Annotated in this window: 26 protein-coding genes; 2 read left to right on the top strand and 24 right to left on the bottom strand. The window is 56.5% G+C overall.

Annotated elements, in window-relative coordinates; genetic code table 11:
- Positions 1-289 precede the first annotated feature (289 nt).
- From BZK31_RS03465 to BZK31_RS03405, 13 genes are all read right to left on the bottom strand, one after another.
- Positions 290-964 carry a hypothetical protein gene (locus tag BZK31_RS03465; protein ID WP_083181276.1) on the bottom strand — a complete coding sequence of 225 codons (675 nt, stop codon included), beginning with the start codon at positions 962-964 and terminating at the stop codon, positions 290-292.
- Positions 965-966: 2 nt separating this feature from the next.
- Complete coding sequence (locus BZK31_RS03460; protein ID WP_083181275.1) at positions 967-1,602, bottom strand: transglycosylase domain-containing protein; 636 nt, start codon at positions 1,600-1,602, stop codon at positions 967-969.
- 611 nt (positions 1,603-2,213) lie between these two features.
- Positions 2,214-3,008 carry a DNA adenine methylase gene (locus BZK31_RS03455; RefSeq protein WP_083181273.1) on the bottom strand — a complete coding sequence of 265 codons (795 nt, stop codon included), beginning with the start codon at positions 3,006-3,008 and terminating at the stop codon, positions 2,214-2,216.
- Between the two features lie 148 nt (positions 3,009-3,156).
- Positions 3,157-3,675, bottom strand: a complete 519-nt coding sequence (locus tag BZK31_RS03450; RefSeq protein WP_083181271.1) for a lysis system spanin subunit — start codon at positions 3,673-3,675, stop codon at positions 3,157-3,159.
- A complete protein-coding gene (locus BZK31_RS03445; protein WP_083181270.1) occupies positions 3,672-4,217 on the bottom strand; it encodes a glycoside hydrolase family 19 protein in 546 nt (181 codons plus the stop codon). Before BZK31_RS03445 ends, BZK31_RS03450 begins: the two co-directional genes overlap by 4 nt.
- Before the next feature lie 81 nt (positions 4,218-4,298).
- A complete protein-coding gene (locus BZK31_RS03440; RefSeq protein WP_083181268.1) occupies positions 4,299-5,228 on the bottom strand; it encodes a tail fiber domain-containing protein in 930 nt (309 codons plus the stop codon).
- A gap of 34 nt (positions 5,229-5,262) precedes the next feature.
- A complete protein-coding gene (locus BZK31_RS03435) occupies positions 5,263-5,985 on the bottom strand; it encodes a hypothetical protein (RefSeq protein ID WP_083181267.1) in 723 nt (240 codons plus the stop codon).
- Positions 5,985-6,380 carry a hypothetical protein gene (locus tag BZK31_RS03430; RefSeq protein ID WP_167377833.1) on the bottom strand — a complete coding sequence of 132 codons (396 nt, stop codon included), beginning with the start codon at positions 6,378-6,380 and terminating at the stop codon, positions 5,985-5,987. The genes BZK31_RS03435 and BZK31_RS03430 overlap by 1 nt, the downstream gene beginning before the upstream one ends.
- Positions 6,373-9,633 (bottom strand): TipJ family phage tail tip protein, encoded by a 3,261-nt coding sequence (locus tag BZK31_RS03425; protein WP_244182625.1) that lies wholly within the window; start codon positions 9,631-9,633, stop codon positions 6,373-6,375. Before BZK31_RS03425 ends, BZK31_RS03430 begins: the two co-directional genes overlap by 8 nt.
- 69 nt (positions 9,634-9,702) lie before the next feature.
- A complete protein-coding gene (locus BZK31_RS03420) occupies positions 9,703-10,296 on the bottom strand; it encodes a tail assembly protein (protein WP_083181264.1) in 594 nt (197 codons plus the stop codon).
- Positions 10,293-11,054 (bottom strand): C40 family peptidase, encoded by a 762-nt coding sequence (locus tag BZK31_RS03415; RefSeq protein WP_083181263.1) that lies wholly within the window; start codon positions 11,052-11,054, stop codon positions 10,293-10,295. Before BZK31_RS03415 ends, BZK31_RS03420 begins: the two co-directional genes overlap by 4 nt.
- Positions 11,051-11,734: a phage minor tail protein L gene (locus tag BZK31_RS03410; RefSeq protein ID WP_083181262.1), complete on the bottom strand. Its 684-nt coding sequence runs from the start codon at positions 11,732-11,734 to the stop codon at positions 11,051-11,053. Before BZK31_RS03410 ends, BZK31_RS03415 begins: the two co-directional genes overlap by 4 nt.
- On the bottom strand, positions 11,731-12,081 hold the full coding sequence (locus tag BZK31_RS03405; protein ID WP_083181261.1) for a phage tail protein: 351 nt from the start codon (positions 12,079-12,081) through the stop codon (positions 11,731-11,733). Before BZK31_RS03405 ends, BZK31_RS03410 begins: the two co-directional genes overlap by 4 nt.
- 115 nt (positions 12,082-12,196) lie before the next feature.
- On the opposite strand from BZK31_RS03405, the gene BZK31_RS03400 reads away from it, so the two are divergent.
- Both BZK31_RS03400 and BZK31_RS03395 read left to right on the top strand, forming a co-directional pair.
- Positions 12,197-12,439 (top strand): AbrB/MazE/SpoVT family DNA-binding domain-containing protein, encoded by a 243-nt coding sequence (locus tag BZK31_RS03400; protein WP_083181260.1) that lies wholly within the window; start codon positions 12,197-12,199, stop codon positions 12,437-12,439.
- Positions 12,436-12,831, top strand: a complete 396-nt coding sequence (locus BZK31_RS03395) for a PIN domain-containing protein (protein WP_083181259.1) — start codon at positions 12,436-12,438, stop codon at positions 12,829-12,831. Before BZK31_RS03400 ends, BZK31_RS03395 begins: the two co-directional genes overlap by 4 nt.
- 6 nt (positions 12,832-12,837) lie before the next feature.
- On the opposite strand, the gene BZK31_RS03390 is transcribed toward BZK31_RS03395, so the two are convergent.
- From BZK31_RS03390 to BZK31_RS03340, 11 genes are all read right to left on the bottom strand, one after another.
- Positions 12,838-16,110, bottom strand: a complete 3,273-nt coding sequence (locus BZK31_RS03390) for a tape measure protein (protein WP_083181258.1) — start codon at positions 16,108-16,110, stop codon at positions 12,838-12,840.
- A 108-nt stretch (positions 16,111-16,218) separates the two neighbouring features.
- Positions 16,219-16,917 (bottom strand): HNH endonuclease, encoded by a 699-nt coding sequence (locus tag BZK31_RS03385; RefSeq protein WP_083181257.1) that lies wholly within the window; start codon positions 16,915-16,917, stop codon positions 16,219-16,221.
- Between the two features lie 111 nt (positions 16,918-17,028).
- Positions 17,029-17,280 (bottom strand): phage tail assembly protein T, encoded by a 252-nt coding sequence (locus tag BZK31_RS03380; protein ID WP_208617172.1) that lies wholly within the window; start codon positions 17,278-17,280, stop codon positions 17,029-17,031.
- Positions 17,281-17,357: 77 nt separating this feature from the next.
- A complete protein-coding gene (locus BZK31_RS03375; protein WP_083181255.1) occupies positions 17,358-17,828 on the bottom strand; it encodes a phage tail assembly chaperone in 471 nt (156 codons plus the stop codon).
- Positions 17,806-18,300, bottom strand: coding sequence for a phage tail tube protein (locus BZK31_RS03370; protein WP_083181254.1), 495 nt, complete (start codon positions 18,298-18,300; stop codon positions 17,806-17,808). The genes BZK31_RS03375 and BZK31_RS03370 overlap by 23 nt, the downstream gene beginning before the upstream one ends.
- 8 nt (positions 18,301-18,308) lie before the next feature.
- Positions 18,309-18,656, bottom strand: coding sequence for a tail completion protein gp17 (gp17, locus tag BZK31_RS03365; protein ID WP_083181253.1), 348 nt, complete (start codon positions 18,654-18,656; stop codon positions 18,309-18,311).
- Positions 18,657-18,659: 3 nt separating this feature from the next.
- On the bottom strand, positions 18,660-19,130 hold the full coding sequence (locus tag BZK31_RS03360) for an HK97-gp10 family putative phage morphogenesis protein (RefSeq protein WP_083181252.1): 471 nt from the start codon (positions 19,128-19,130) through the stop codon (positions 18,660-18,662).
- Positions 19,123-19,443 carry a phage head closure protein gene (locus BZK31_RS03355; RefSeq protein ID WP_083181251.1) on the bottom strand — a complete coding sequence of 107 codons (321 nt, stop codon included), beginning with the start codon at positions 19,441-19,443 and terminating at the stop codon, positions 19,123-19,125. Before BZK31_RS03355 ends, BZK31_RS03360 begins: the two co-directional genes overlap by 8 nt.
- A 1-nt stretch (position 19,444) precedes the next feature.
- On the bottom strand, positions 19,445-19,996 hold the full coding sequence (locus tag BZK31_RS03350) for a hypothetical protein (RefSeq protein ID WP_083181250.1): 552 nt from the start codon (positions 19,994-19,996) through the stop codon (positions 19,445-19,447).
- 2 nt (positions 19,997-19,998) lie between these two features.
- Positions 19,999-20,217, bottom strand: coding sequence for a hypothetical protein (locus BZK31_RS03345; RefSeq protein WP_083181249.1), 219 nt, complete (start codon positions 20,215-20,217; stop codon positions 19,999-20,001).
- 61 nt (positions 20,218-20,278) lie between these two features.
- Positions 20,279-21,592, bottom strand: a complete 1,314-nt coding sequence (locus tag BZK31_RS03340) for a phage major capsid protein (protein WP_083181248.1) — start codon at positions 21,590-21,592, stop codon at positions 20,279-20,281.
- Positions 21,593-21,613 lie beyond the last annotated feature (21 nt).

Below are 21,613 nucleotides of genomic sequence, written 5' to 3'. Positions count from 1 at the left end.
AAGAGATGACAACCTCCGAAAACTTATAAGTTGGCTCGTTCATCGAAGAGCTCATAGCCAAATTAAAGCCATTGAGCAGAAAATTATATATAATGACCTGTCACAGCAATTCATCAGCACTAGAACAGTGTATATTTTAATACAGACCATCAAAAGCAACTAAAGCAACTAAAGCAGATACAAACACTTTAAGTGTCCAACCGCTCTAAAAGTAGCTTCGGCTAAGCTCTCACAATCAGCATTGACAAACAAACCATTCCAACTCCTTCACCCCACATCTAACTCCGAGCTAGTCACACAGTTTTTTTGCCAACCCTTCCAGATTAACAGCTACCTGTTTGGACATTGCGCCCCAGTCTCTATAAACTCGCACGGACGACCGCTTTAGCTTTGGCATATCCGGCAGACTCTTCATCCGCTGATTCATTGAGCAAACTGCTTTATTAACGATAAATATATTTTTATATCGATCAGGATAATTCGGCACATACTTAGCATCAATGAAACCTCTATTGGCATTCCGCCCTAACACCAAGACATTGGAAGACCAACAATTATGCTCAAACTCTGACGCGGCTTTCAGTTCTCCAGCATTGAAATCCTTGATGAATTTATCAGAATCACCAATGAGTCTTTGGAATAAGTCATAGCTTATTATACAGACATCCAAATCTGACCCTTCACCAAACGGCTCACCATACTTCTTAGGCGCTAGAGAAAAACCTAATCTGCCACTTCCAACTAGACTAACATCCTTTACTCCGACATTTAGCGATTGCGCCAGTGTCATTCTTAAAACCTGATAAGCTGTTGGTGATTTTACAAATGCCATTGGTATACCCTCGCTCAACCAAAGCTCAGCAAGGCATTGACGCTCGTTGTCGCCCGATAGCTTCAGTGCTTTCGCGAAGGCAGTGGCGTCAGGGTGATATATAAGACCATCTAGTACCTTATTAAACTTCATCCCTAGACTTCCTTATTTTTAAAAGCATTAAACCTGAGCACTAAATATGCTTCCCTACGTCTTATTTGATCAAATCTTCTTTCACTAACACGAGATGGTTCAGGGTATTTCAAACGTGCAACCGCCATCGTCGCCAGATCTAAATCACCTATGTGGAAAAGCATCTTTTTATCTATAAATTTATCGAACCCCTCCATTCCTGTACCATAATAAGCCATAGACAAATAAACCCTTAGAAATATAGATCGATCCAACGCTTTGGACACATGGTAAGCGACAAAAATCTCCTCAACCTTTCGTCGAATAGTTCTTTCATATCTACCGGTTATAATTCGTACTAGCTGTTGAATAACAGTACTACCACCTTGAGAACGTCCTGCCGCTGTGAATGCTATAGATCTTAAGATGGCCAAAATATCAAAACCAGGATGACTCCAGAATCTTTTATCTTCCGCGACTACAAGCATTTTTTGAACGATAAGCGAAGGTAAGACTCTGGAGCATCCAATCTCACTATCTACCTCCCTGATCTTTATTACAACCATTTCTACCCGACCCAAAAGATCATAATAGAGACTTACCACCTTCTCAAAACGCAATCTAACACTTGAAAAAAAAGCAACAACCTTAGACTTCATCTAGCTTTATTCCCTACGGACTGACAGAGCCTTATCGCGACCACCATACAATATCCACACTATTGAAATCTATATCCCAAAGTAGGCCACGAACTAAAATTAAAGCTTCACATTATAGAGAAAAACAATGTAAGGATTTTGCAAATCGAATACAACCCAACTATCAAACACTTGCTCGCACTCCGCCACTCAGACCACCATAAAACTCACAACCAAGAGATAGGACCAACTGAGAATGTAGATTTTTTCAACAGACAACCATTGCACCAACTAAAAACCTTCTGAAAAAACCTAAAACCAAATAGCGCTAGACTTAATAATTTAGAAGCTTCTAAATCTGGCTGTGCCGTATTAAAGCCTGGTTTACTGCGTGCGGCCCCAGCAACTGCTAGTAGCCATTAAGCTACTGACATCATTTTGATATTGCAAGCTAAATCTTTAGACCTCACTAGGTGAAATCAAGTTACTGGGAAGGTCACCACCTTAGGCCAGATTGTGCAGGAAGAATCAAGAAGGCGGGTCGAGCAAGACGCTTATACATGATGCAGTCTCAGATCTAAGTATTGATGGTTGCTAACTGGGTTAGCTCCGTGGATCGTGCCGTTGTGAACCTACAGGAGCTGCCCCAGCGTGTCAGGTGACCAACTCAATACAATCAACTCCCGGCTGCTACCACCCCCACCCTGCCGCTGATTCGGCGTCGTATACCGAATATCCAGCGTCTCGAAATGAAACCCCTCAAACACCCGTCGAATATCCGGATGGTCGTTGATACTGACCATCACCCTGCCCTTGCACCTGCGCATGAATTCGGCCATCCGATCGTAATTCTCAAACGGAAAATCCATGCCATACCCAGCCGTCTGCCAATACGGCGGATCCATGTAATGGAACGTATGAGGCCGGTCGTAGCGCTCAGCGCATTCAAGCCATGGCAGATTTTCCACGTAGGTACCGGACAACCGCTGCCAAGCGGCGGACAGGTTCTCCTCGATCCGCAGCAGGTTGATGGCAGGGCCGGTGGTGGCGGTGCCGAATGTCTGGCCGCTGACTTTGCCTGCAAAGGCATGATGCTGCAGGTAGAAGAATCGGGCGGCGCGCTGGATGTCAGTGAGGGTTTCGGGGCGGGTCATTTTTTGCCATTCGAAGACCTGGCGCGAGCTGATGGCCCATTTGAACTGGCGGATGAATTCTTCGAGGTGGTTTTGCACGACGCGGTACAGCGTGACCAGATCGCCGTTGATGTCGTTGAGGACTTCGACGGGTGCTGCCTGGGGACGCATGAAGTAGAGGGCCGCACCGCCTGCGAACACTTCGACATAGCATTCGTGGGGTGGGAACAGGGGAATGAGTCGGTCGGCCAGACGGCGCTTGCCGCCCATCCACGGGATAATAGGTTGATTCATTTTGTGAGCAAGCCCTCGAAAGAGAAAAAGAGGCGCTAGAATCCGCTCGCTTTGTGCACGAAGCGGGAGCCTTGGCTGGACTTGCAGGTAGGTTCTGCGGGTACGGCGACAAGCCGGGATGTTGGCGCATCCTGGCTTGTCGCTCTTTTCACGGTGCTGCGGTCACGTCCATGACGTAGGCCTGACAGGCCTTCAATGCGATCAGTCCTTGATCGCCGTCGTCGGTGATCCCGACAATTCGTTGAGCATGCGCCCGGTCAAGTTCGGCTCGCGTGGCTCCATGAACCACGCTGCCGGTGCCGGGACTGGTAGGCACTGGGTAATGACCGGAACGGGCGCTGTCGAGTAAGACTGACAACCGCACATCAGCAGTGGCCATCCGATCACGCAAACGAGCGTGGTTGTTTTGTGCATCTCTCATCTCCTTGTAATGAGCTTCATTGCTCTCCTGCAGGCGCAGCTCTAACGCTCGCCGTTGTGCCTGTTGGTTGCTTTGCAGCGCGATCAAAGTGGCTGACGATTGCTGACGCTCTCGCTGGAATGCTTCGGCCTGTTCGGCCAGCTCCCGGCCGAAGCTGTTTGCCTGCCACTGCCAGGCAATGGTGCCGCTCACACCGGAGCCAATCAGCATGGCCAACAGAGGCAACTGCCAGTGCAAAGCGCTCATGCCAGAACCTCGAGGGCTCGCTCGTAAAGCGTCTCCCGATCAGCCAGGCCATTGGTTCCGCCGTTGATGGCTTTGGTGATCCTCAGGAACTCGCCGTTGTCCACGAGCGAGTTGAGCCCACGGCTGCTCCAGAACCACGCTGCGGACATCGCCGCGTGCGCTGGCTGCTCCAGCAGTTCAGGCTGCCCGATCAGATCCAGCGCCAGTGCCTCGCCGCATCCTCGGTAGTTGTCGAACCCGGTTATGTGGATCAGGCCCCTGCCCCGATACCGCTGACCATCCCCATCGGCCTGGGGAGTGTTGCCCAGGCGGGCAGCGAGGCGGCCGGTGTCGTATCGGGCGAGATAGTCAGCCCCGCCCAGTTCTCGCAGGTGACGGAGTTGGCTGGACTCATGCCCGATCTGGGCGAGGAACGCGGCAATGCGCAGCCGGGTGACGATCTGATACCGGCCCATCGCGGTGTTGAGCACAGGAACAAAAACGCCCGCGACAGGGCGGGCGTTGGGGAGAATGTGCAGCAGTTGCTGCCGAGTGATAGACATGAAGCTTTGCTCCAGACGAAAAAAAACCGCGCCAGGCGGTCGAATGAGCGGGGGCAGATTTATGCAGATGAGCAGGCAGTGCTACACGGGCTCATGACGTGATTCGCTCAGGTCATCGACCTGTTGCTTCAGCTCTTTGATCGCGGCGATCAAGTACGGAATGATGCCGGTGTAATTGACGCGCCAGATCGGATCTTCCAGTTTCTTTTTTCCGCCCGGCGTAACGACGATCGGCAACACCTTGTACAGCTCTTGGGCAATCATCCCAGCTTCATGGAAAGTATATTCCTCATCCTCGATCATCGATCGGCGGTCATACTCGACCGGGCGGATCTTGAGAATTTTCTCCAGCCCGTTGGTAATCTCCACATCGTTGATTTTCAGGCGTCTATCGGAAGCCTGCGAAACCGAGCCTGGGACGGACAGGTTTCCTTCAAATGAGTAGTACATACCTGGGCCGGTGGCGGTGTTGTCTATATTGATTGTTCTCCAGCTGAAACCGCCTCGACCGTGACCTTTGTTGCAGATGAAATTGCCTTCGCCCGTCCCCCCGCTTTCGTTCCACCCCAAATAAAGGCCTTGCCCGGTATTGATGTTACTAACGACGCCTTGCGCGGCTTTAAGAGAGGCAAACGCAGGCGTCACTGTGCTGTTGAGCAGCCCCAGCGTCTTGAGCACGTCTGTAGTTGTTTTACAGCCAGTACCGCCCTGCTGAATACTCAAAGGGGTGCTCAGACCATTGAGCGCCGTAATATCCTGATTACTGCCTGCTTTCGCAGCCTCGAGTAGTTCGCGAGCGTTGGCCGCCGTTGTAGCACCCGTTCCACCTTGCGATACGCTCAGCGGCGTAGTGAGCGCCTCCAGTGATGTGATGTCACTGTTCTTTCCGTTGCGAGCTTTGGTTGCGTATAGCTCGGTGAAATTCTCGTTGCACTTCACGTTTGCGCTGCGATTGGTGTCGCCGCCCATGCCGTTGGGCATCTCGCCCAGATTGATCATCTGTTGAGCCATGATGTCTCCTTGTGGTCGCGCCGTTGCGCAACATTCAGTTGTAGTAGCGATGCGGTGGGAACTTGCAAACGGGAATGCCGAAGCATGTGCCGTTGGTGCCTTGGTAGTACCAATAACCGCCGCCGGTGACCTGTGCCGATATCTTCAATGAAGGGACGTTGTTTTCGAGCAGGATCAGCCCGACGAAGTCGGCCCCATCGGCGAACCAGGAGACACCGCGGTCAATCGCTGAAGCACACACGAAGTCATCCGGATCGATGACGACATTGCTGGAGTAGATATCCACTTGCGCGCCGACGACTTTCTCCCAGTGCTTGGCGAACTTGTGATAGCGGACGACCCTGTCATCCGATGAAAAGACCGGACGGCCCGCAGCATCGAACAGGTTCAGTCCAAAAGGCTGAGCACTGGGCTGATCCGCGAACTTGCAGACTACAAACTCCATCAGGTAATTCTGCAGTGCGCCGCCGCGCACGGCGGACGTCACCGCGAAACCGGTCCAGCGGCCCGGCCCTCCAAGCAGAGTGATATAGATCCCGAGCGATGAGTGCACGCCACTGACGTGCCTGAGGAATACCTGAGGAGGTTCACTGGTGTAGATGGGCTTGAGAAACACGACAGAGCCGTACCCTTCCCTGTCGTTGTAACGTGATTCGATCCTGAATGAGCCCCGTTCCGAAAACACCATGACCTTGTGGTCGTTATCGATAACCAGCGAGCCGTAATTGTTCACTACGGCCAGACCATATTTCGGCATTACAAAACCCTTAGTACTTCCACGGAGCACTCAACGGTGTGGGATATCCACTCATCCGCATAATTGTTGCCGACGCCCGCACGACGCCTTCGATTGACGTAGGTATAAATACCTATCCTGGAGCCGCCAATATCGTAGTAAGTCGGTGCATAGCCCCAGGCGTCGGGATGACCAGGCTGCGGATAACTGGCGTAGGCTCTCGGGGTGATCATCACGAAACATCGAGCCGGGTCGTAGCCGGGCACGTCCATCAAGATGAAATCGTTTCTGACCCCCACGCCAGAGGCGCGCTCGGCCGGGACGACCATATGTGCGAGCCTCTGCAGGGTGAAGTCGCCCATCCCCAGCGTTTGTGTGGCATTGCCGTCAAACACATTTAATCCAAACTCAGGCACTTAAATCTCCCAATTGCACTCGCAACACGTTGTTGGAATCGAACACCTTGACCGCACGATGGGTGATGGTCAGCCTGCCGCCGCCCGGTACGGCGCCGTTGAACTCCATCAGCCCGGCCTTATCCAGCCGCCACCCACGCACCCCCGGCACGTAGTCGTTGGACTGTATGAAGTTGCCGATCATGGCGTTGGTAATCCACCCGGTACCAATCAGCGCCTGACTGATGAAGGTCTGGCCGTTCTGCACCACAAAGGGCGCAGTGGCCGGGCCGCCATTGATGGTATTCACCACGGCAAAGCGATCTGCGCTGACCAGGAACTGGCTCTGCAGGCCAGCATCAGTGTTCTCAATGCTCAGCCCGACCCCGGCTGCGACGTACTGACCGTATTGGTTGACCTGCAGCTTCACCGACCACATGGCCGAGGCCTTGCCCTCCAGATCCACAACGGCCTGACTGACCTGCTGCACGACCGCCGTAGTGTCCTTGACCTGCACCTGGACCGTATCGACGCGTTTGCCGACAGCGATGCCGTCCTCGATCCGCGCCGACTGTTCGGACCAGACGCCGACAAAGGCGCGGGAGTCGCCGGCATTGCCGCCTTCATCACCGGCCATTGGCGGGTTCAGTTCTGCGAACACGCCGTCGATGCGCTCCGAGATCGCTTCAACCTCGCCGCTCACGATCTGCAGGCGACCGTTCACCGAGCCCGGCAAGTCGGCTGGGCCGTCGATCAGATCGATACGGTCAGAGAGGTGCTCGCCAAGAGCCGACTCGCCGATCTGACCGGCGAAATAGTCGTCATAGTCATCCGTATCTACGCTTGACTGGCCGTCGACACCGACACCTTGCGGATACCACTCGCCCTGATTTCCAGTGCGGTCGACCAACCGCGCCCAGTAATAAAATCTGGCACCTGCAGCCAGCCCATTGATGTCATGGCTGGACTGCGGATAGGCGAAGTCGGACAGTTTCTTCGCGTCCTCCCGATTCGGCGTCGAGCTCTGCCAGATCTCGGTTCGCTGGGTATCTTCTGCCCCAGGAGGAAAGCCCCATTGCAGGCTGATACCGAACACCTTGCTGGTTGTTCGCAGAAACGACACCACGGGTGGCGGCGTTGTCTTGCCGCCCAGCATGACCTCTACGCTGTTGCCCCACAGCGATGCCACATCCATGACATTGAGTGCGCTGACGCGAGCCACATAGCGCCCCGCGTAGATGTTCTCGACCTCGACGCCCAGGCTTCCGGTGCGCGGTAGACGAATCCAGTTGCCATTGTCCTTGCGCCACTCGACGTTGTACGCCACCGCACCGTCTACGGCGGGCCAACTGATGCGCATGGTGGTGATCGCGATGCCTTGGGAGATGACGCTTCGTGATGTGATCTCGATGCCTTTCGGCACCGGCATTACGCCGGGCGGTATGATCGTGATCGGTTGGGGATCAATACGGGCACCTTGATCAATCGCGTCATATTTCCTCGGCTCGTGCTGCACGGCGGTGATCGTGAACTGGTGCAGCCCTTGGGGATCGATGGTCTGCACGCGATAACGCATCACCGCCAGATCGGCACTTTCTACCGACCAACTGCACTCCGCTTCCGGCACCTCTGAATAGGCCGCCATTACCGTGACCTTGCGACCTTCGACGGATTTGACGATGCGCCCTTCCGACTTGCCGCTGGGCAGGTTCACGATCAATCGATCCTCGGGCTTGATGTCGACGTCGGCATCCAGCGTGATGACGCGATTGGTTGCAGCGCCGATCCGGCCGCCATTGAGCTTCCCTGAAAACAGCTCGTCAGCAATGCAGATGATTTGTCCGGGTTCAACGTTGCGACCTTCCATACCCGTCGTGAAGGTCACCGACCAGCTTTCAAACTCCTCCGACTTGAGCACCCACAGACCGTGCCGGATGGCCTGCCCTTCGCAGGTGCAGGCGAAAGCCGAAACATCGATCTGCCGATGGCCGAGCACGCCGATCAACTCATCATTGGTGACAGGCGCCTGTTCTGTTTTGAAATCGTTGTCCGGGTTGTCCCACGAGACCTTGGCGCGTGTGTGACGATCCGGCCAGGCAGCAGCACCGTATTCAAATTCACCAATGATGTTTGAGCGGGTGAACACATAGCCGTCATCGTTGCCCGGAATGTCGGCGATCAGTGTGACCTGAGAGCCGTTCCAGCAGCTGTTGCCATGGAACACGCTGGCCAGATCCGAGAGCAGCGCATACCCCTCAATCTGATCCTGCAGGTACACGTTGGTGGTCATGCGCGGCTCAAGACCGCCCTTGCCGTTGGACACCATCACATCGCAGTAGCGACCGATCTCATAGAGTGTCCAGCGATCCACCATATCCGCCGTGATACGCCGCCCGAGCCCATACCGGCGATGCAACAGCAGGTCATACCAGACCCAGGCCGGGTTATTCGAATAGGCAACCTTGAAGCTGCCGTCCCAGTTACCCACGTACACGCGACTTTCAGGGTCGTAATTGCTCGGTACCCGAATGATCCGACCCCGAGCGCGCAGGCTGAACTTTGGAATGTTCTGAAACTGCGAGGCATCGAACTGCAATGCGGCCACCGCCAGATTCGGGTAGCGAAGCTTTGCGTCGATGACTTCGGTCAGGCCGCTGATACGCATCACGTCAGCGATGTTGCTGTCGTGCCTGTTCGGCGTCAGCCGCCGTACACGTATCAACGCACTGGAAAAGCCTTCAGGCAGATCGACCCGGTGACTGCGTTCGTACTCGCTGGTGCCCTTATCATTGACCGAGGCGCTCAGGTACGGAAGAAAGCTACCTCCGTCCACGGATAGATCGATGGCGTAATCAATGCGATACCCGACCTGATCACCGTTACTGCGCAGTTCCCAGAGCTGCGGCCATGACAGTCGGATTCGCACAGCGGATAACTGCCCGTTATTGATGGCACGGGTCCATGCATTGTCTGACGTCAGCTCGACAGGCAAGCCCTGTGTAATCTCGTTTTCCACGGCGGGAAAACCCGGCATGTAATCCTGATCGACGGTGCCTGGCCGAAAGTCCCAGCGACTGCCAGGGAAGTTTTCGCTGCCGTCCGGCGCTATCAGCGGGGTACCGTCGAGCTTGACGGAGCGCAAACCGTTAACCGGTCCGACTATCGGGCCTTCGCTGAGGAAATAAAGAAGCTTGGCGGTTGCAATCGATAACGCCGTATCGGGAGCCTTGTAGGGCTGATAAGGCTTTTTCTGGCCGCTTTTGAAGCCTGCCACGCGGGCAGCCTTCGGCCTGCGCCGAGGTCGTGAAACCGATGCATATGCGTGTTGGGTCATGAGTTGTCTCTACTGCTGATCTTCTGCGTAGATGCCTGCAGAACCTAAAGCGCCGCCGATGTCTCGTTCACCATAAAGCAGCGGTTTGCAACGGCCTTGGGCGGTGGTGGTGACAGCACCACCAAAGGCATAGGACGGCTTGTTGCCGTCCTCTTCCTGATTCAAAAGGCCCGGCGGCGACGGAGACAGCAGCGTGGCAACACCACCGAGCAGTAACCCTGCCCCGGCCGCAACAAGCGCATAGTTGCCGGTAAAAAGTCCGACACCTACCAGGACTGCACCCGCAATGGTGGCCAGCAATCCGCCCAGCTTGCTGCCGATGACGATGGGTGCGATCCGAATTGATTCTGCAGATCTGTAGCGCATTGGCAGCTCGTCCTCGGAGAGGTTCTGCCTGCCGCGAAAGACGGCAAAGGTGAGGCCGCGCTCCTCGGCCAACCTCAGGAATCGTCTGAAGCCTGGGACCATCACGCACAAGGCATGCACGGCCTCGGCACCGGAGCGCACGGCCAATCGGTGTAAGCGTCCGAACCGTGCACCCAACACCCCGTACAAGCGGACGTCGATTACAGGTGGTGAATCATTACCATACCTTAAAGTCATGCTGGCTCCGGTGCGCGCTCGTGACGAAGCACCAGGCGTGTGCATTCAGCCCACATCCCGCCGTAAACGTCCCGGCTCGATGATTTGTTGTAACGGTGGTGCAGAAAAGTGCCATTTACCGGATGCAATGAAGGCTCGCTTTTGAGCAATCCGTCGCCCAGATAGATGCCCGCGTGATTGGGTGCGTCGGCCTGGATCTGCATCACTAACATGTCGCCTTTGCGAAGGTCGCTCACTGGATAAAACCCCGCTTGCTGGTAGTAACGCTCATACAGGCTTTCCCCGCTATTCCACCAGCCGTCACGTCGCGGAAAATTGGGCAGCTCCAGCTCCCACTCCCTCAGATAGAAATCCCGGCACAAGGCATAGCAATCCAGCAGCCCGTGCGCAAAGGAACGCCCGATCAGGGGAGCCTGATACCCACACGGCTCGAATTGCACCACTTCGCCGGAAGGCCAGCTGGTGATCAGCCACGGAAGGTCGTGAAGCTCACAGCTGACGCGGTCTGCCATGCTCGGTTGCGCAGATGTGTCCGGATGGCTGTGAACGATGGCAAGCAACTCGCCTACGTCCTCGGCGTCGGCCAGATCTTCAGGATTCAGAATGAAGTGTTCGCTGGGTGTCAGTGCGTCGTTCCGGCAAGGCCAGTAGCGTGCGCGTGCCTTATCGCGGATCACGACACCACAGGCCTCTTTGGGATACTCACCTGCAGCGTGTAGGTGGATCTGCTTCAGTACGGTTTTGCTTACATGTCTCATACCAGTGACGCTCCCGGCGCGCCGCCGAAGGGCAAGGGGTTACCTTTCCCATGGCGCTTTTCACAATCACTGATGCGTCCGCCGCAACGGTCCTTGGACGGATCGTCCACCGGGTTACCGTCCAGATCGAACATCAAAGGCCCGGTGTAGTTGCAGTCAGGCCCGCGATACTCCCCCCACAGGCACCATTCGCAGCGGTTGGATATCTGTCCGGCTGGCAGCTTCTGGCCTTTGACCGCAGTAGGCGGAGCCAGGGCGAATACCACTTCGTCACGCGCGATCCGCGTCGGTTGATTGATGTAAGCAATGTCCAGCCGCTCATGCGTACTGGCATCTGGATTCCCGCCGGGGAAATTGGCAGCATCCAGATAGCGGGCGTAAGTCTGGTGAACGATGACCCGAATGCCGCACAGATGCTGGAATTGCACGCAGAGTGCCGTGACCAGACCGTCCAGGTTGCCGATTTTCAGAACCGGCGCCGAGGTATTGCCATCCACCCCACGGCCAAAACCAGCAATTTCGAATGGTCTGGGTTCGTAGTGGTGGCCCTGCCAGATAATGGCCGTGCTTTGCTGATGCGCGTGATAACGCAGCGTTCCCATGCCTCTCGCCTCACCGTCCAGCTCAATCAACTGGACCAAAGCGCCAGGCTCAAGCTTTTGATCGTCAACCGTGATCATGTACCTGCCTCTGGATGGAAAACCTGCTGGAAGTTTGTGGAGAGCGTGTAGCGCCGCTTTCCATGCGGCTGCAGTTGCCAGCCGCCCGCAGTGATGAACGTCCCCTGCTCACTCAACGGTGGTGTCCAGAGAAAATGCTGTGAGCCCTTGTGGCGGATGAAGAAATCCTGAATAGGCTTCAGGTAGGTCTCCGTGCCCGTGAATGACACCGTCCAGCTCGATGCCAGATTATTGATGCCCACCGAAAGCCGCTGGCTGTAGCCATTGCCGAAGCGCGATTCAAGGATGTTGGGTTGGGTGTCACCGCTGGAGCTGGTGCGGGGTGACCAGGTGAATACTTCCGTCATGACTTACTCTTAAAATCGGGACATCAGGCATCCGCTTCCCTAGGGATAAAACGGTTGATAAATTTAATTCCTTACATTAGGGTAAGGAGAATCATCTAATCGAGGAAAAACGACTATGGCCACAGCCACGCTTACATCCAAAGGACAGGTAACAATTCCTGCTCAAGTCCGTGTATCACTTGGTCTTGATACGGGTGACCGGATCGAGTTCGTCGAGCTACCAGACGGGAAATTCGCGATTATGGCGGCCACACATTCGGTCCAGGACCTCAAAGGTCTGGTCCGTAAGCCAGCGAAAAAAGTCAGTATCGAGGACATGAATAACGCCATCGCTGCACAAGGATCCAAAGCCATATGATCGGTCTGGATACCAATGTGCTGGTGCGTTACGTTGCCCAGGATGACCCGAAGCAATCGCCGAAAGCATCAGCACTGATCGAGTCCTTTACGATAAACAGTCCGGGATTTGTAACTGCCGTGTCTGTGGTCGAACTGGTATGGGTGCTCCAGTCCTGCTACGAAAGTACAAAGAGCGAAATCATCCTGGTGCTGGAGACGCTGCTTCGGACCCGCGAACTCAAAATTGAGAACGCAGATGTGGTCTGGCAGGCGCTTCGCCTCTTTTCGGATTCCAAAGCCGACTTTGCCGACTGCCTGATCGAGCGAAGCGCCAAAGCAGCCGGGTGCGACTATGTGGTGTCATTCGATAGCAAAGCGATCAAAACTACTGGCATGCAGGCCGTAGGCTGACTGAGCCTACCCCGCCCTGCGATTATTCGGATCCAGCAAACCGTTCTGCCCTTTCTCGGCCACGATCACCCCGCGTGCGACTTTGGGCATTTCGGCACGTAAAGTGGCCAGCAGGGCTTGCCCCAGCGCTTCATAGCCTTGAGTTGAATCGACCGATGCGTCTGAACCATCGCGCTTGATGGTGATGTTGATTTGCGGTGAGCTGCTGGCCTGACCGGCTGGCATGGGCGAACGACTGAGGAAGTCCTTCAGATCCCGATTGGTTCGCCCGTCCACCACCCGCTCGCCCTTCTGCAGCAACCAAGTGCCTTCTTTCGGAATGCTGTCGATGCCGTCGTGCGCCATACCTGCCAAGGTCATGCCTGCAACCATGCCCGCATTGGCGTAGCCCGCTGCGAGCAGAGCTGCGCCGACGGGAATGCCACCCAGCACGGTCATTTCGGCAGGTGCTTTAGCAGCTGCGATCTGCGCATTCATGATGATCGAGGCGACGGCAAAGGCCTTCTGCGCCATGAACAGCACTTTGTAAGCGCTGGACTGCTCGCCTGCGATCTTGCCGACCATATCGGCTGCCTGTCCTGAGAGCTCGCTGAACGTACTGAACATCGCCACCTTGTAAGCGCCCTGAATATCCCCCAGTCGCTTCTGGTTGGTCTGGTTAATCTCGAACACACGGTCCAGATATTCCTGTTCGCCGCTAAGCTTTTGCGCGTGCAGCTCCGCTTGCAAGGCAAGCTGTTTTTCATGCCAGGTCTTGAGCCTGGCCTCGGCTTCGGCCGCTTTGACGATCTCGCCTATGGACCCGCCGACCGAGGCATCCAGCCCACCGTATTCAGGTGCATCCTTGATCGAAGCTTTTGAGATCGATTCAGCGCCTTGCCGGTACTGCTCTGATGACAACCCTCCCTGCTTACGCAGGTTTTCCAGCTCTTCGTAACGTTTACGGGTAGCGACCAGCAGGCTCTCTTCCTGCTTCTGCACGCCCGCCATCAGCTCCTTGAAAGCCTTTTGGGTGTTGAGGTGATCGACTGCGACAGCGGCACGTTCCAGCTCAGCTTTCTTGGCCTTGTCCAGTTGGCTCAGCGTGCCCTTGCGTGTATCGAACTCGATGCGTGCCAGCTCGGTCTTTCGGCCATGCACGTCAGCCTGCTCTTGGAGGGTCTTAAGCGTTCGGCTGTAGTTGTCTTCCAGCTGTCGTGCCTGGCGCTCTGCAGCAGCGCTTGCCTCTTTTGCCTTACGAGCGGCCTCTTCACGTGCTTTTTGTTCGGCTTGGGTAACATCCAAAAGCCTGGCAGCTGCCTTGGCCTGATCGAGCAGCGCATTGCCCTCAGGCGTTTGGCCAAGCTTGTCTTTGTCGGCCTGACGCTTGATAGCTCCCAGTTCGGACGGATCCTTAAGCTTGGCGGTCTGGTCATTGAGCGCCTCGATGCGCTTTTGCCATTCTTTGGTCAAGGATGCATTGGGTGGCTGGATCATGTTCAAGCCAACACCCAGTCCCTGCGCACTGGTCTGGGCCTGGAGCATGATGCCGTTGAGCTCGGTCATCTGGGTGCGGGCAGCATGAACGCGATCAACCGTTGCCTGATACTCTGCAGCCAACCCCTGCAGCCGATCCTTGAGTGCCTCGGTCGGCTTGACTGCATCGATCAGCCACTGAGTGGACGTATCAATGTCGATGCCGCCCTTGATACCCCGTCCGAAATTCCCGGCTGCAGCAGCGCGTTGGTAGCTGGACGCCTCGAAGTTCTGCCCGCCTCGATAGTTGCCAGTGGGGCCTTGGGCAATGGCCTGCATGTCGCGGACAATCTCGGCAGCTTTCTGCTGAGCCTGCTTTTGCTCCTGTTCCAGTTTGCTAAGTATTGGACGCTGCTGAGCAGCACCGAGCGCCTCCCATTCCTTTCGCAGGTCAGCAATTGGTTTTTTCAGGTCCACGACCGCATCGCTGGCCTTGGTCGCGTTGTCACGGAACAAGAGAAAGCTTGCGGCAGTGGTCGCAACCATCACGCCTAGCCCGACTGGACCACCGACAAACCCCATCAGCCCACGGGTTGCATTGCCCAGCACCGAGGTCGCACGGGCGTTGGCAATCTGGGCCGCTGTATGTGCCTGTGTCGCCTGCAGGTCAGCCAGCCGAGCCTGGCGCAGCCGGGAAAGCGCTGCAGTATACTGATCGGTGCCTCGAGTCAGCGCGACCTGCGCCCGAGCGGCTGCCACTTCTGCAGCCGCTTTGCGCGCCAGTGTCGATGTAGCGTCGAGCTGAGCACGGGCGCGACCAATCTCGGCAGATTGCGCAGCCCGGGACGCAGCCACCTGCGCAACCATCGATTCCGTGACGCTGGCAATTTTGCGACCGAACACACCGACGGCTGCACCTGCCAGCACCCGGACCAGCGTGTCGATGTTCTCTGACGCGAACATGATGATTTTGACCAGGCCCTGCGTAGTGCCTGTTGCACCGTCCACGTCGCCCACCCAGCGCTGGAATGCATTACCCATCGCTGTCACTGCGGCGCTGACCGGGCTGGGCATCTCCGCGTATTCCTTGCGAAGCAGCTCCAACTGACCAATGAGTGCAGGCACAACCTTCTCGGTCGTCAGCACCCCATCGTTGGCCATGCCTTTGAGCTCGCGCCGCGCCACACCCATGCCGGTCGCCAAGGCCCGCATAATGCGGTCACCGTTTGCGTTCACCGATACGAAGTCGTTGCCGCGCAATACGCCTTGTGCAAGCGCCTGGGCGAACTGGGTGATTACTGAGGATGCCTCGGCCGCATTGGTACCGGATATCTGCAGGCCGAGCGCGATAGCCTCAGTCAGCTTGAGTATGTCTGCCGAGCTGTAGCCGTATTCACGCATGGACGCTGCGGAACGACTGAACAAGACGGCGTTGTCGCGAAATGCGGTACCGGTGAGTTGACTGAGATCGAACAGGACCTTCTGGTTATGCGCGAAGTCTTCGGTTGTGGTCGATGCCTGCTTCAGGCGGGCATTGACCATATTCCAGGCATCGGCCTGGGCCAGCACATTGCCAACGGCCAATGCCCCGGCCATCGCGCTGACATAGGCGCCAACCGAGCTGGCCAACGACGACATGGCAGCACTCTGCGCATTGATCGCCGCCTGTTGCGAACGCCATCCTGCTGTTGCTTGGCGGTTTCCCTCGCTGACGGTACGAAAGTAGTTCTGCCCCATCCGCGACGCACGCGCCATCTCGCGCTGATACGCGCCGGTTTCGGCTGAAACGCTGACGATCAACGAGCGAAGGGTACTGCCAGACATTCACTTTTCTCCAGGCGAAAAAAAACCCGCCGGAGCGGGCTTAATAGACGATTTAACCAATGCTGCTATTCGCCGGAGTGCGGCACGAACTGCAAACAACCCGCGTATTTAGAGCTGAAGAGCGGCCTGAGCGCGCATCTTTTCCTGCAGCTCTGAAACCGATAAAGGAGGATTGGACGTATGCAGCATGGCATGGCAATTCGGGCAGACCGGCACCAGGTCCTTGCGTGCATTAAGCTCGTATTCCTCTCGGATGGTCGCCAGAGGCTTCTTGTGATGGACATGGATGAATTTCTTGCCGATCTCACCGTAAAGCTTCTCGAAATTCATCGTGCACACAGCACAGTCGTAACCGTGCTTGCTTAAACACTCTTCGCGGGCTTTCGCGTTGCGTTCATAAAGATTGACGGTGACCTGTCTGATAGCCCCCTCGATATAGGGCGGACCCGGTGGTAACTCATCCGGAAACACCTTGTCCGCAGGGACTCTTTCACGTCGGGCGTAAGGCGCAATCCCATCAAGACGAGCTCTGGCTTCTGCAATTTCAACGTCCGTAAAAAGCGAAGCAAACTCGGGTCTGACGACCAGAGATTCCATGCTTATATCCACCCGACCTGCATCCACCAGAGCCTGAAAGCCTTTTTGGATCGAATCGTTTTTCCGCTTTTCCAGCGCGGTGCGGGCATAGTTCAAGCCACCGTGTTTCTTCACGCCCCGCAGGAAGTAATTGGCCCAGTAACCAACTTCCGTTCCAGCGTGTTGGTATATGTCCAGCATTTGATGATGAAAATCTTCCTCGACGGACATCCCTTCTCTCCATGACAAGCAACCTGGATCGATAGTAGCGCTTTGACACCTATAGGTGTGCTTTCAGCTGTCATATCGAGCTGCGCTGTAGGAAGGTCGCACGCAGTAATTTCAAGACGTTTCACTCGCGTGTATGAGGAACGCCTTGAAAGCGGACTCACCTACAGTCGCCTCCTCGTCATCGTTAAGTGATGGTAGCTCTGTAGCGCCCCACTGCGGCAACACGTCCAGCGCAGAAACCTTCGCGCCCTGAGATTGAAACGCAGCGGCGGCAATGATGGATGCCTGAACATCCCCCCTCACGTCGCTGATTGGCGACTCGCGATTGAAGGCCATCCATAACAACAATTCTTCCGCGCTCATGCGCTCCCGCAGATCCTGCAAAGTCATGCCCAGGCGGAGGGCCAGAGCCAGCGTGAACGCCAGCTCCGGCTCCTCCTTCAGCCGTTTCCCGCTTCGGCTACAGGGTCTGGGGCACCGGCACCCGCTTCGATGCCGCTCAGCTCGAAAGCTTTTGCCACCAGACGGTCATGCACGGGACTGAATGCTAATGCCACTTCATCGACGTCAGCGTCATCGAAGACTCTGGCGCAGTGCTGATCAAACAGAGTCCTAACCAGAACGAACGCGAAAATGTACGACGAGTTGAACTCGACCGAAGGTTCGTCGGAATCGGGGTTTCCGCCCTCGTCCATCGTGGGACGCGCCGAGAGACCAGCGGCAAGCCGCGCCTCTTCCAGCACTTCCAGTGAGCGGGTGCGGTAGCCGAGCCAATCGCCTGCACTGAGCGCTCGCACCGTGACGCTTGCATCACCCCATTCCGGAACCACAACGGTTTCGTGTTTGAAATTGCGCAACGGATCAAGGGCCAGAGCGCGCAGATCAGAGTTAGCGGACTTTGCTCGCGCCACGGGTGCCTCCTTCTACCGAGCCGATATCGAAAGACACTGAGCCGGTGATGCGCACGTTGAATGTGCCGTTTACAGTTCCATTGGGTGCAGCGTCCCAGGTGAATTGGGTCACCAGGCCTAGAAAGCTGGAGGTGCTGCCGTCCACGAACCCGGCCTTGAAGGCACGCGGTTCACCATCGTCCCGCGCAGTGCGCAGCACGGTCTGGGCTTCGTCATCGGCTTTCCAGTTACCGCTCATGCTGAAGGTGCCGTTGTCCGCCAGGCCGACGGTAAACTCTTTGGCCTCACTGGCAAGGGTGGTGACTTCAATTTCGTCGGATTGACCGCCCTGAAACTGCGGTTGCTTGATCGTTACCGAAAGATCGCTCCATTCAAGACTTTCATCTTTGGGATCGAGCGTCGTCGTTTTGGAAACGCTGAGGGCCGTGCCTTGCGTTTTGACGAACTTGGCTTTGGTTGCTTGGTTGGCCACGGGGCCTCCTATGGTTGCAGCATGAATTCCCAGCTCACCCGGTACAGGCGGGTGTCCGATTCGTAATCGTCAGGTAGCCGTTGGGCATCGCTGACGGAAAAGCCAGGGCCTGGCTCAGCCAAGGCGTTGAACGCCTCAGCCCCCAGCTTGATGGCTTCAAGACGCGTGTTGGCCCAGCAATCGACCTGCAGTGTCGCCGTCTGCGAACCGTCCCAGCCGGACAGCACCCAGCCGGTGACGGTCCCGGCCGACAGCCAGGTAATTCGGGGAATGTCTGCATCAGGTGGCGCAATGTCAGGAAACACGCGCCCGCCTGCCAGCGCGCCGAGGCGTGCAGCAATCTGTGTTTCGATCATGAATTACCTGCGAATGGCGTTATCGATAGCGCTGGCCAGCGCGGTACGCACCGCACCTTCAATCTGCGGCAGGTTGCCGTCCCATGTGGGACGTATGAACGGACGTGCCCGCATTTTCGAAGTGCCCAGCTCCAGAAACTTCCAGTAGAACGGCGAAGCGTATTCGACATTCAGGCGCTTGCCTGGGCGGCTTCCGCGCTTGAGTGCTCGCGTTGTTTTGCCCGTCGGACGTCTGACGCGGATACCCGCCGTTGCCCCGCCCGGTGCATCACTTTGGCGGGCACGGGTCGCGACGATGTTTTTCTGCAGCTTACGGGTCCGGACAGGTGCCGCCTGCCGAGCCTTGTCACGGGCGAGCCGCGCACCGGCCACCACGGCTTTTTGCATGACCTTGTCACCAGTAGCCTTGGACAGGCGCTCAAAATCAGATGCCAAGTCATCCAGGCCTATGACATTCATGGAGATCTCAGGCATCAGGTTTCACCGTTTTGCACATCAGTTGTTGCCGGTTGAGCGTCTGGCTGAAGAGCGGAGCCTCTATCTCATACAGGCTGTCCCGGTATCCGATTCGCATACCTGCTGTAACCTTCATCGGGCGCGACCAGATCTCGGCGGTGATTTGCGCATTTTCTTGCGCTGCAGACAGCCACACACGACCGCTGACCGCGTTGATGTCACCCCAAAACTTGCGTACTTCGACCCATACGTCCTGCCATCCACCCAGCTCATCGCGCACCCGCTCGTTCCGATACAGCGTGCAGCGATGCCTCAGCTTGCCTGCACGCATATCAAAACCTCGGCGGAACCGTGATGTCGGCGAGCAATGAGTCGAGAAATGAGCCCGGCAGCTTGGCAAGGCTCACTCCAGCAACCAGTGTTTCGCGTTGCTCGTGAGCAGTGGCGGCATGCATCAGCAGCCACAAACGCACACCGGGATACAACTCAAGGTCGGTGCCAGCGCGATACCTGATCAACAGATCACCCGCCGGGCGACCCATCGGGAAAAACAGACGCGTTTCACACCCGTCCTGCTGCAGGCGGGTTTGAACATCCAGTACCTGTCTGGCACCGTCTGCTGTTACGCCTGCGACGTCGATAATCTCATTGGCCTGCCCTATGTCCAGAACATGGCCAGAGGCAAAACCGGCTGGCCAGATCTCTTCATATTCAGCTGCGCGAACAGCCGCACCGGACAGCGCTTCGGCCTGCTGAGTGACGCCGGGAATGATGACCTGCTCGATCAGTTCAACCTGCAGGTCCTCGGTGTCCAGACGACACTGACGGGCCACCTCCTCCAGGGTCAAAACCGGATCACCGGTGTATGCGATCCGTCGGGCCATGGTCAGGGTTTCTCGTCAGTGTCAGGTTTGTCGACCGGATCTGACTTGGTTTCGTCGCTGGGTTTCGGAGCAGGTTTTGATGCCTTGCGAGATTTTTTACCGGCTTCGGCTGCATAGCCGCTTTCCACCAGCGCATCTGCAGTGCCTTGCGGGAAACCTGCAGTTTCTCCGGCAGCGTAGCCACGCCAGTTCTTGGTGAAGGTCACGATTTGCTTGGACATTTTGATTTCCAGAATTCAAATACAAAAAGGCCCGGCGAACCGAGCCTGCTCATGGCACGACTTACAGGCCATAGCCCCAGACGACCTGCGTCAGGACCGCGATGGACTCCACATGGCGAGGGCCAAAGTCGTGCTTGGCGATGACTCGTACCAATGTCTGATCACGCTGGAAAGCGCTGACGACATTGCCGTTGTTATCCTTGTAAGTGGCTTCTTTACTGAAATCGATAACCATGGCGTCGTCTTCGCCGATGAAGCAATCACCGAAGTCCGCGAAGTAGATTTCCGATTCGTTGCCATCTTCGCCCAGGTTAGTCGGCACCTGCGTAGTAGTCGCTACGGGGAAGCCTTTCAAGAGATTTATGTCCAGCTCGGGATAGGCTTTATTGCCGTTGCCGTCGCGTAGCGCACTCAGCCAGCGCTTGGTGCGCGGCGCCATGATGAATCCCGGCATGATCACGCCGGAATTGGCTTCCTCCAGGCGCAGAATCACCGACGACAGCGCCATGTCAACGATCTGCAGCTCCTTGTCGGGTGGGCAGACGATCACGTTGAACGCCGGTGCCCAGAAACGCAGGCCTTTGGGCAGGTTGCCGGTGCCTGCACCGCGAATGAACGACAAGTCCTCTGCCGCTCCGACCGAGGCGGTCAGGTCATTAACAACCAACCGATCCACGTTCGGGTTTGTACCTGCATAGCTCAACAAGTCGTTGCTGATGGGCACCAGTGCCGCGAGTTTTTTGGACGACAGCTTGAGGTCGTCGAACTGCAGATCAGTCGCTGGCATGTCCTCGTCACTGCCAATGTAGCCGACCACCGCGCCGCCCTTGATACGCGGCACCGTGAGGTTGCCGTTCACCAGCGGCAGCGATACGGCTCCCAGTTTGCGGACCACCGACCTGGGCCGCAGCAACTCAATCACTTCGCTGGAAAAGCTCTGCGGCACCAGCACACCACCCGCACCCGGCGTCACCGTGCTCAACGCCATGGCGATTTCAGGGTTGCACCCCGCGTCCTGCGCCATTTTGGCCGCTGCGTGCTGGTCACCACGCGTCGCCGCGAGGACGCGGACCATCTGCGCCATGTTCGCGCCCGGCACTGGCCTGGGCGTGAACGGCCCGCTGATTGAGGAAGGCGGGCTGTTGATGCCCTGAGCGCTTTCGTCCACCGGGACTGCGCTCGCGCTGGCCATGCGCTCGGCGGATTCGGCACGGCTGAGCTTATCGGTCAGCGCGGTGAATTGAATACTGAGCTGTTCGAACTGAGCCAGTTGTTCGGCGGTGAGCGAGCTGCCATCCGCTTCGATGCGAGCCAATGCCTGGATCTGCTCGTTGAGTTGCGCGCGTTCGCTGCGCAATTGTGTCACTAACGACATGCTGCCTCCTGGGCAAAAAAA

The sequence above is a fragment of the Pseudomonas floridensis genome (assembly GCF_002087235.1).
Classification (GTDB): Bacteria; Pseudomonadota; Gammaproteobacteria; order Pseudomonadales; family Pseudomonadaceae; genus Aquipseudomonas; species Aquipseudomonas floridensis.
The sequence above is the reverse complement of the archived record's forward strand: the minus strand, read 5'-3'. Positions and strand labels throughout refer to the sequence as shown.

Excerpts from the sequence above, each read along its gene's own strand:
- BZK31_RS03380 (WP_208617172.1), bottom strand. The coding sequence starts at position 17,280 with ATGAGCGCGGAAGAATTGTTGTTATGGATGGCCTTCAATCGCGAGTCG.
- BZK31_RS03350 (WP_083181250.1), bottom strand. The coding sequence starts at position 19,996 with ATGGCCCGACGGATCGCATACACCGGTGATCCGGTTTTGACCCTGGAG.
- BZK31_RS03360 (WP_083181252.1), bottom strand. The coding sequence starts at position 19,130 with ATGCCTGAGATCTCCATGAATGTCATAGGCCTGGATGACTTGGCATCT.
- BZK31_RS03410 (WP_083181262.1), bottom strand. The coding sequence starts at position 11,734 with ATGATCACGGTTGACGATCAAAAGCTTGAGCCTGGCGCTTTGGTCCAG.
- BZK31_RS03445 (WP_083181270.1), bottom strand. The coding sequence starts at position 4,217 with ATGTCTATCACTCGGCAGCAACTGCTGCACATTCTCCCCAACGCCCGC.
- BZK31_RS03455 (WP_083181273.1), bottom strand. The coding sequence starts at position 3,008 with ATGAATCAACCTATTATCCCGTGGATGGGCGGCAAGCGCCGTCTGGCC.
- BZK31_RS03450 (WP_083181271.1), bottom strand. The coding sequence starts at position 3,675 with ATGAGCGCTTTGCACTGGCAGTTGCCTCTGTTGGCCATGCTGATTGGC.
- BZK31_RS03465 (WP_083181276.1), bottom strand. The coding sequence starts at position 964 with ATGAAGTTTAATAAGGTACTAGATGGTCTTATATATCACCCTGACGCC.
- BZK31_RS03355 (WP_083181251.1), bottom strand. The coding sequence starts at position 19,443 with ATGCGTGCAGGCAAGCTGAGGCATCGCTGCACGCTGTATCGGAACGAG.
- BZK31_RS03385 (WP_083181257.1), bottom strand. The coding sequence starts at position 16,917 with ATGTCCGTCGAGGAAGATTTTCATCATCAAATGCTGGACATATACCAA.
- BZK31_RS03460 (WP_083181275.1), bottom strand. The coding sequence starts at position 1,602 with ATGAAGTCTAAGGTTGTTGCTTTTTTTTCAAGTGTTAGATTGCGTTTT.
- gp17 (WP_083181253.1), bottom strand. The coding sequence starts at position 18,656 with ATGATCGAAACACAGATTGCTGCACGCCTCGGCGCGCTGGCAGGCGGG.
- BZK31_RS03435 (WP_083181267.1), bottom strand. The coding sequence starts at position 5,985 with ATGCCGAAATATGGTCTGGCCGTAGTGAACAATTACGGCTCGCTGGTT.
- BZK31_RS03420 (WP_083181264.1), bottom strand. The coding sequence starts at position 10,296 with ATGACTTTAAGGTATGGTAATGATTCACCACCTGTAATCGACGTCCGC.
- BZK31_RS03400 (WP_083181260.1), top strand. The coding sequence starts at position 12,197 with ATGGCCACAGCCACGCTTACATCCAAAGGACAGGTAACAATTCCTGCT.
- BZK31_RS03440 (WP_083181268.1), bottom strand. The coding sequence starts at position 5,228 with ATGGCTCAACAGATGATCAATCTGGGCGAGATGCCCAACGGCATGGGC.
- BZK31_RS03415 (WP_083181263.1), bottom strand. The coding sequence starts at position 11,054 with ATGAGACATGTAAGCAAAACCGTACTGAAGCAGATCCACCTACACGCT.
- BZK31_RS03405 (WP_083181261.1), bottom strand. The coding sequence starts at position 12,081 with ATGACGGAAGTATTCACCTGGTCACCCCGCACCAGCTCCAGCGGTGAC.
- BZK31_RS03340 (WP_083181248.1), bottom strand. The coding sequence starts at position 21,592 with ATGTCGTTAGTGACACAATTGCGCAGCGAACGCGCGCAACTCAACGAG.
- BZK31_RS03390 (WP_083181258.1), bottom strand. The coding sequence starts at position 16,110 with ATGTCTGGCAGTACCCTTCGCTCGTTGATCGTCAGCGTTTCAGCCGAA.
- BZK31_RS03395 (WP_083181259.1), top strand. The coding sequence starts at position 12,436 with ATGATCGGTCTGGATACCAATGTGCTGGTGCGTTACGTTGCCCAGGAT.
- BZK31_RS03345 (WP_083181249.1), bottom strand. The coding sequence starts at position 20,217 with ATGTCCAAGCAAATCGTGACCTTCACCAAGAACTGGCGTGGCTACGCT.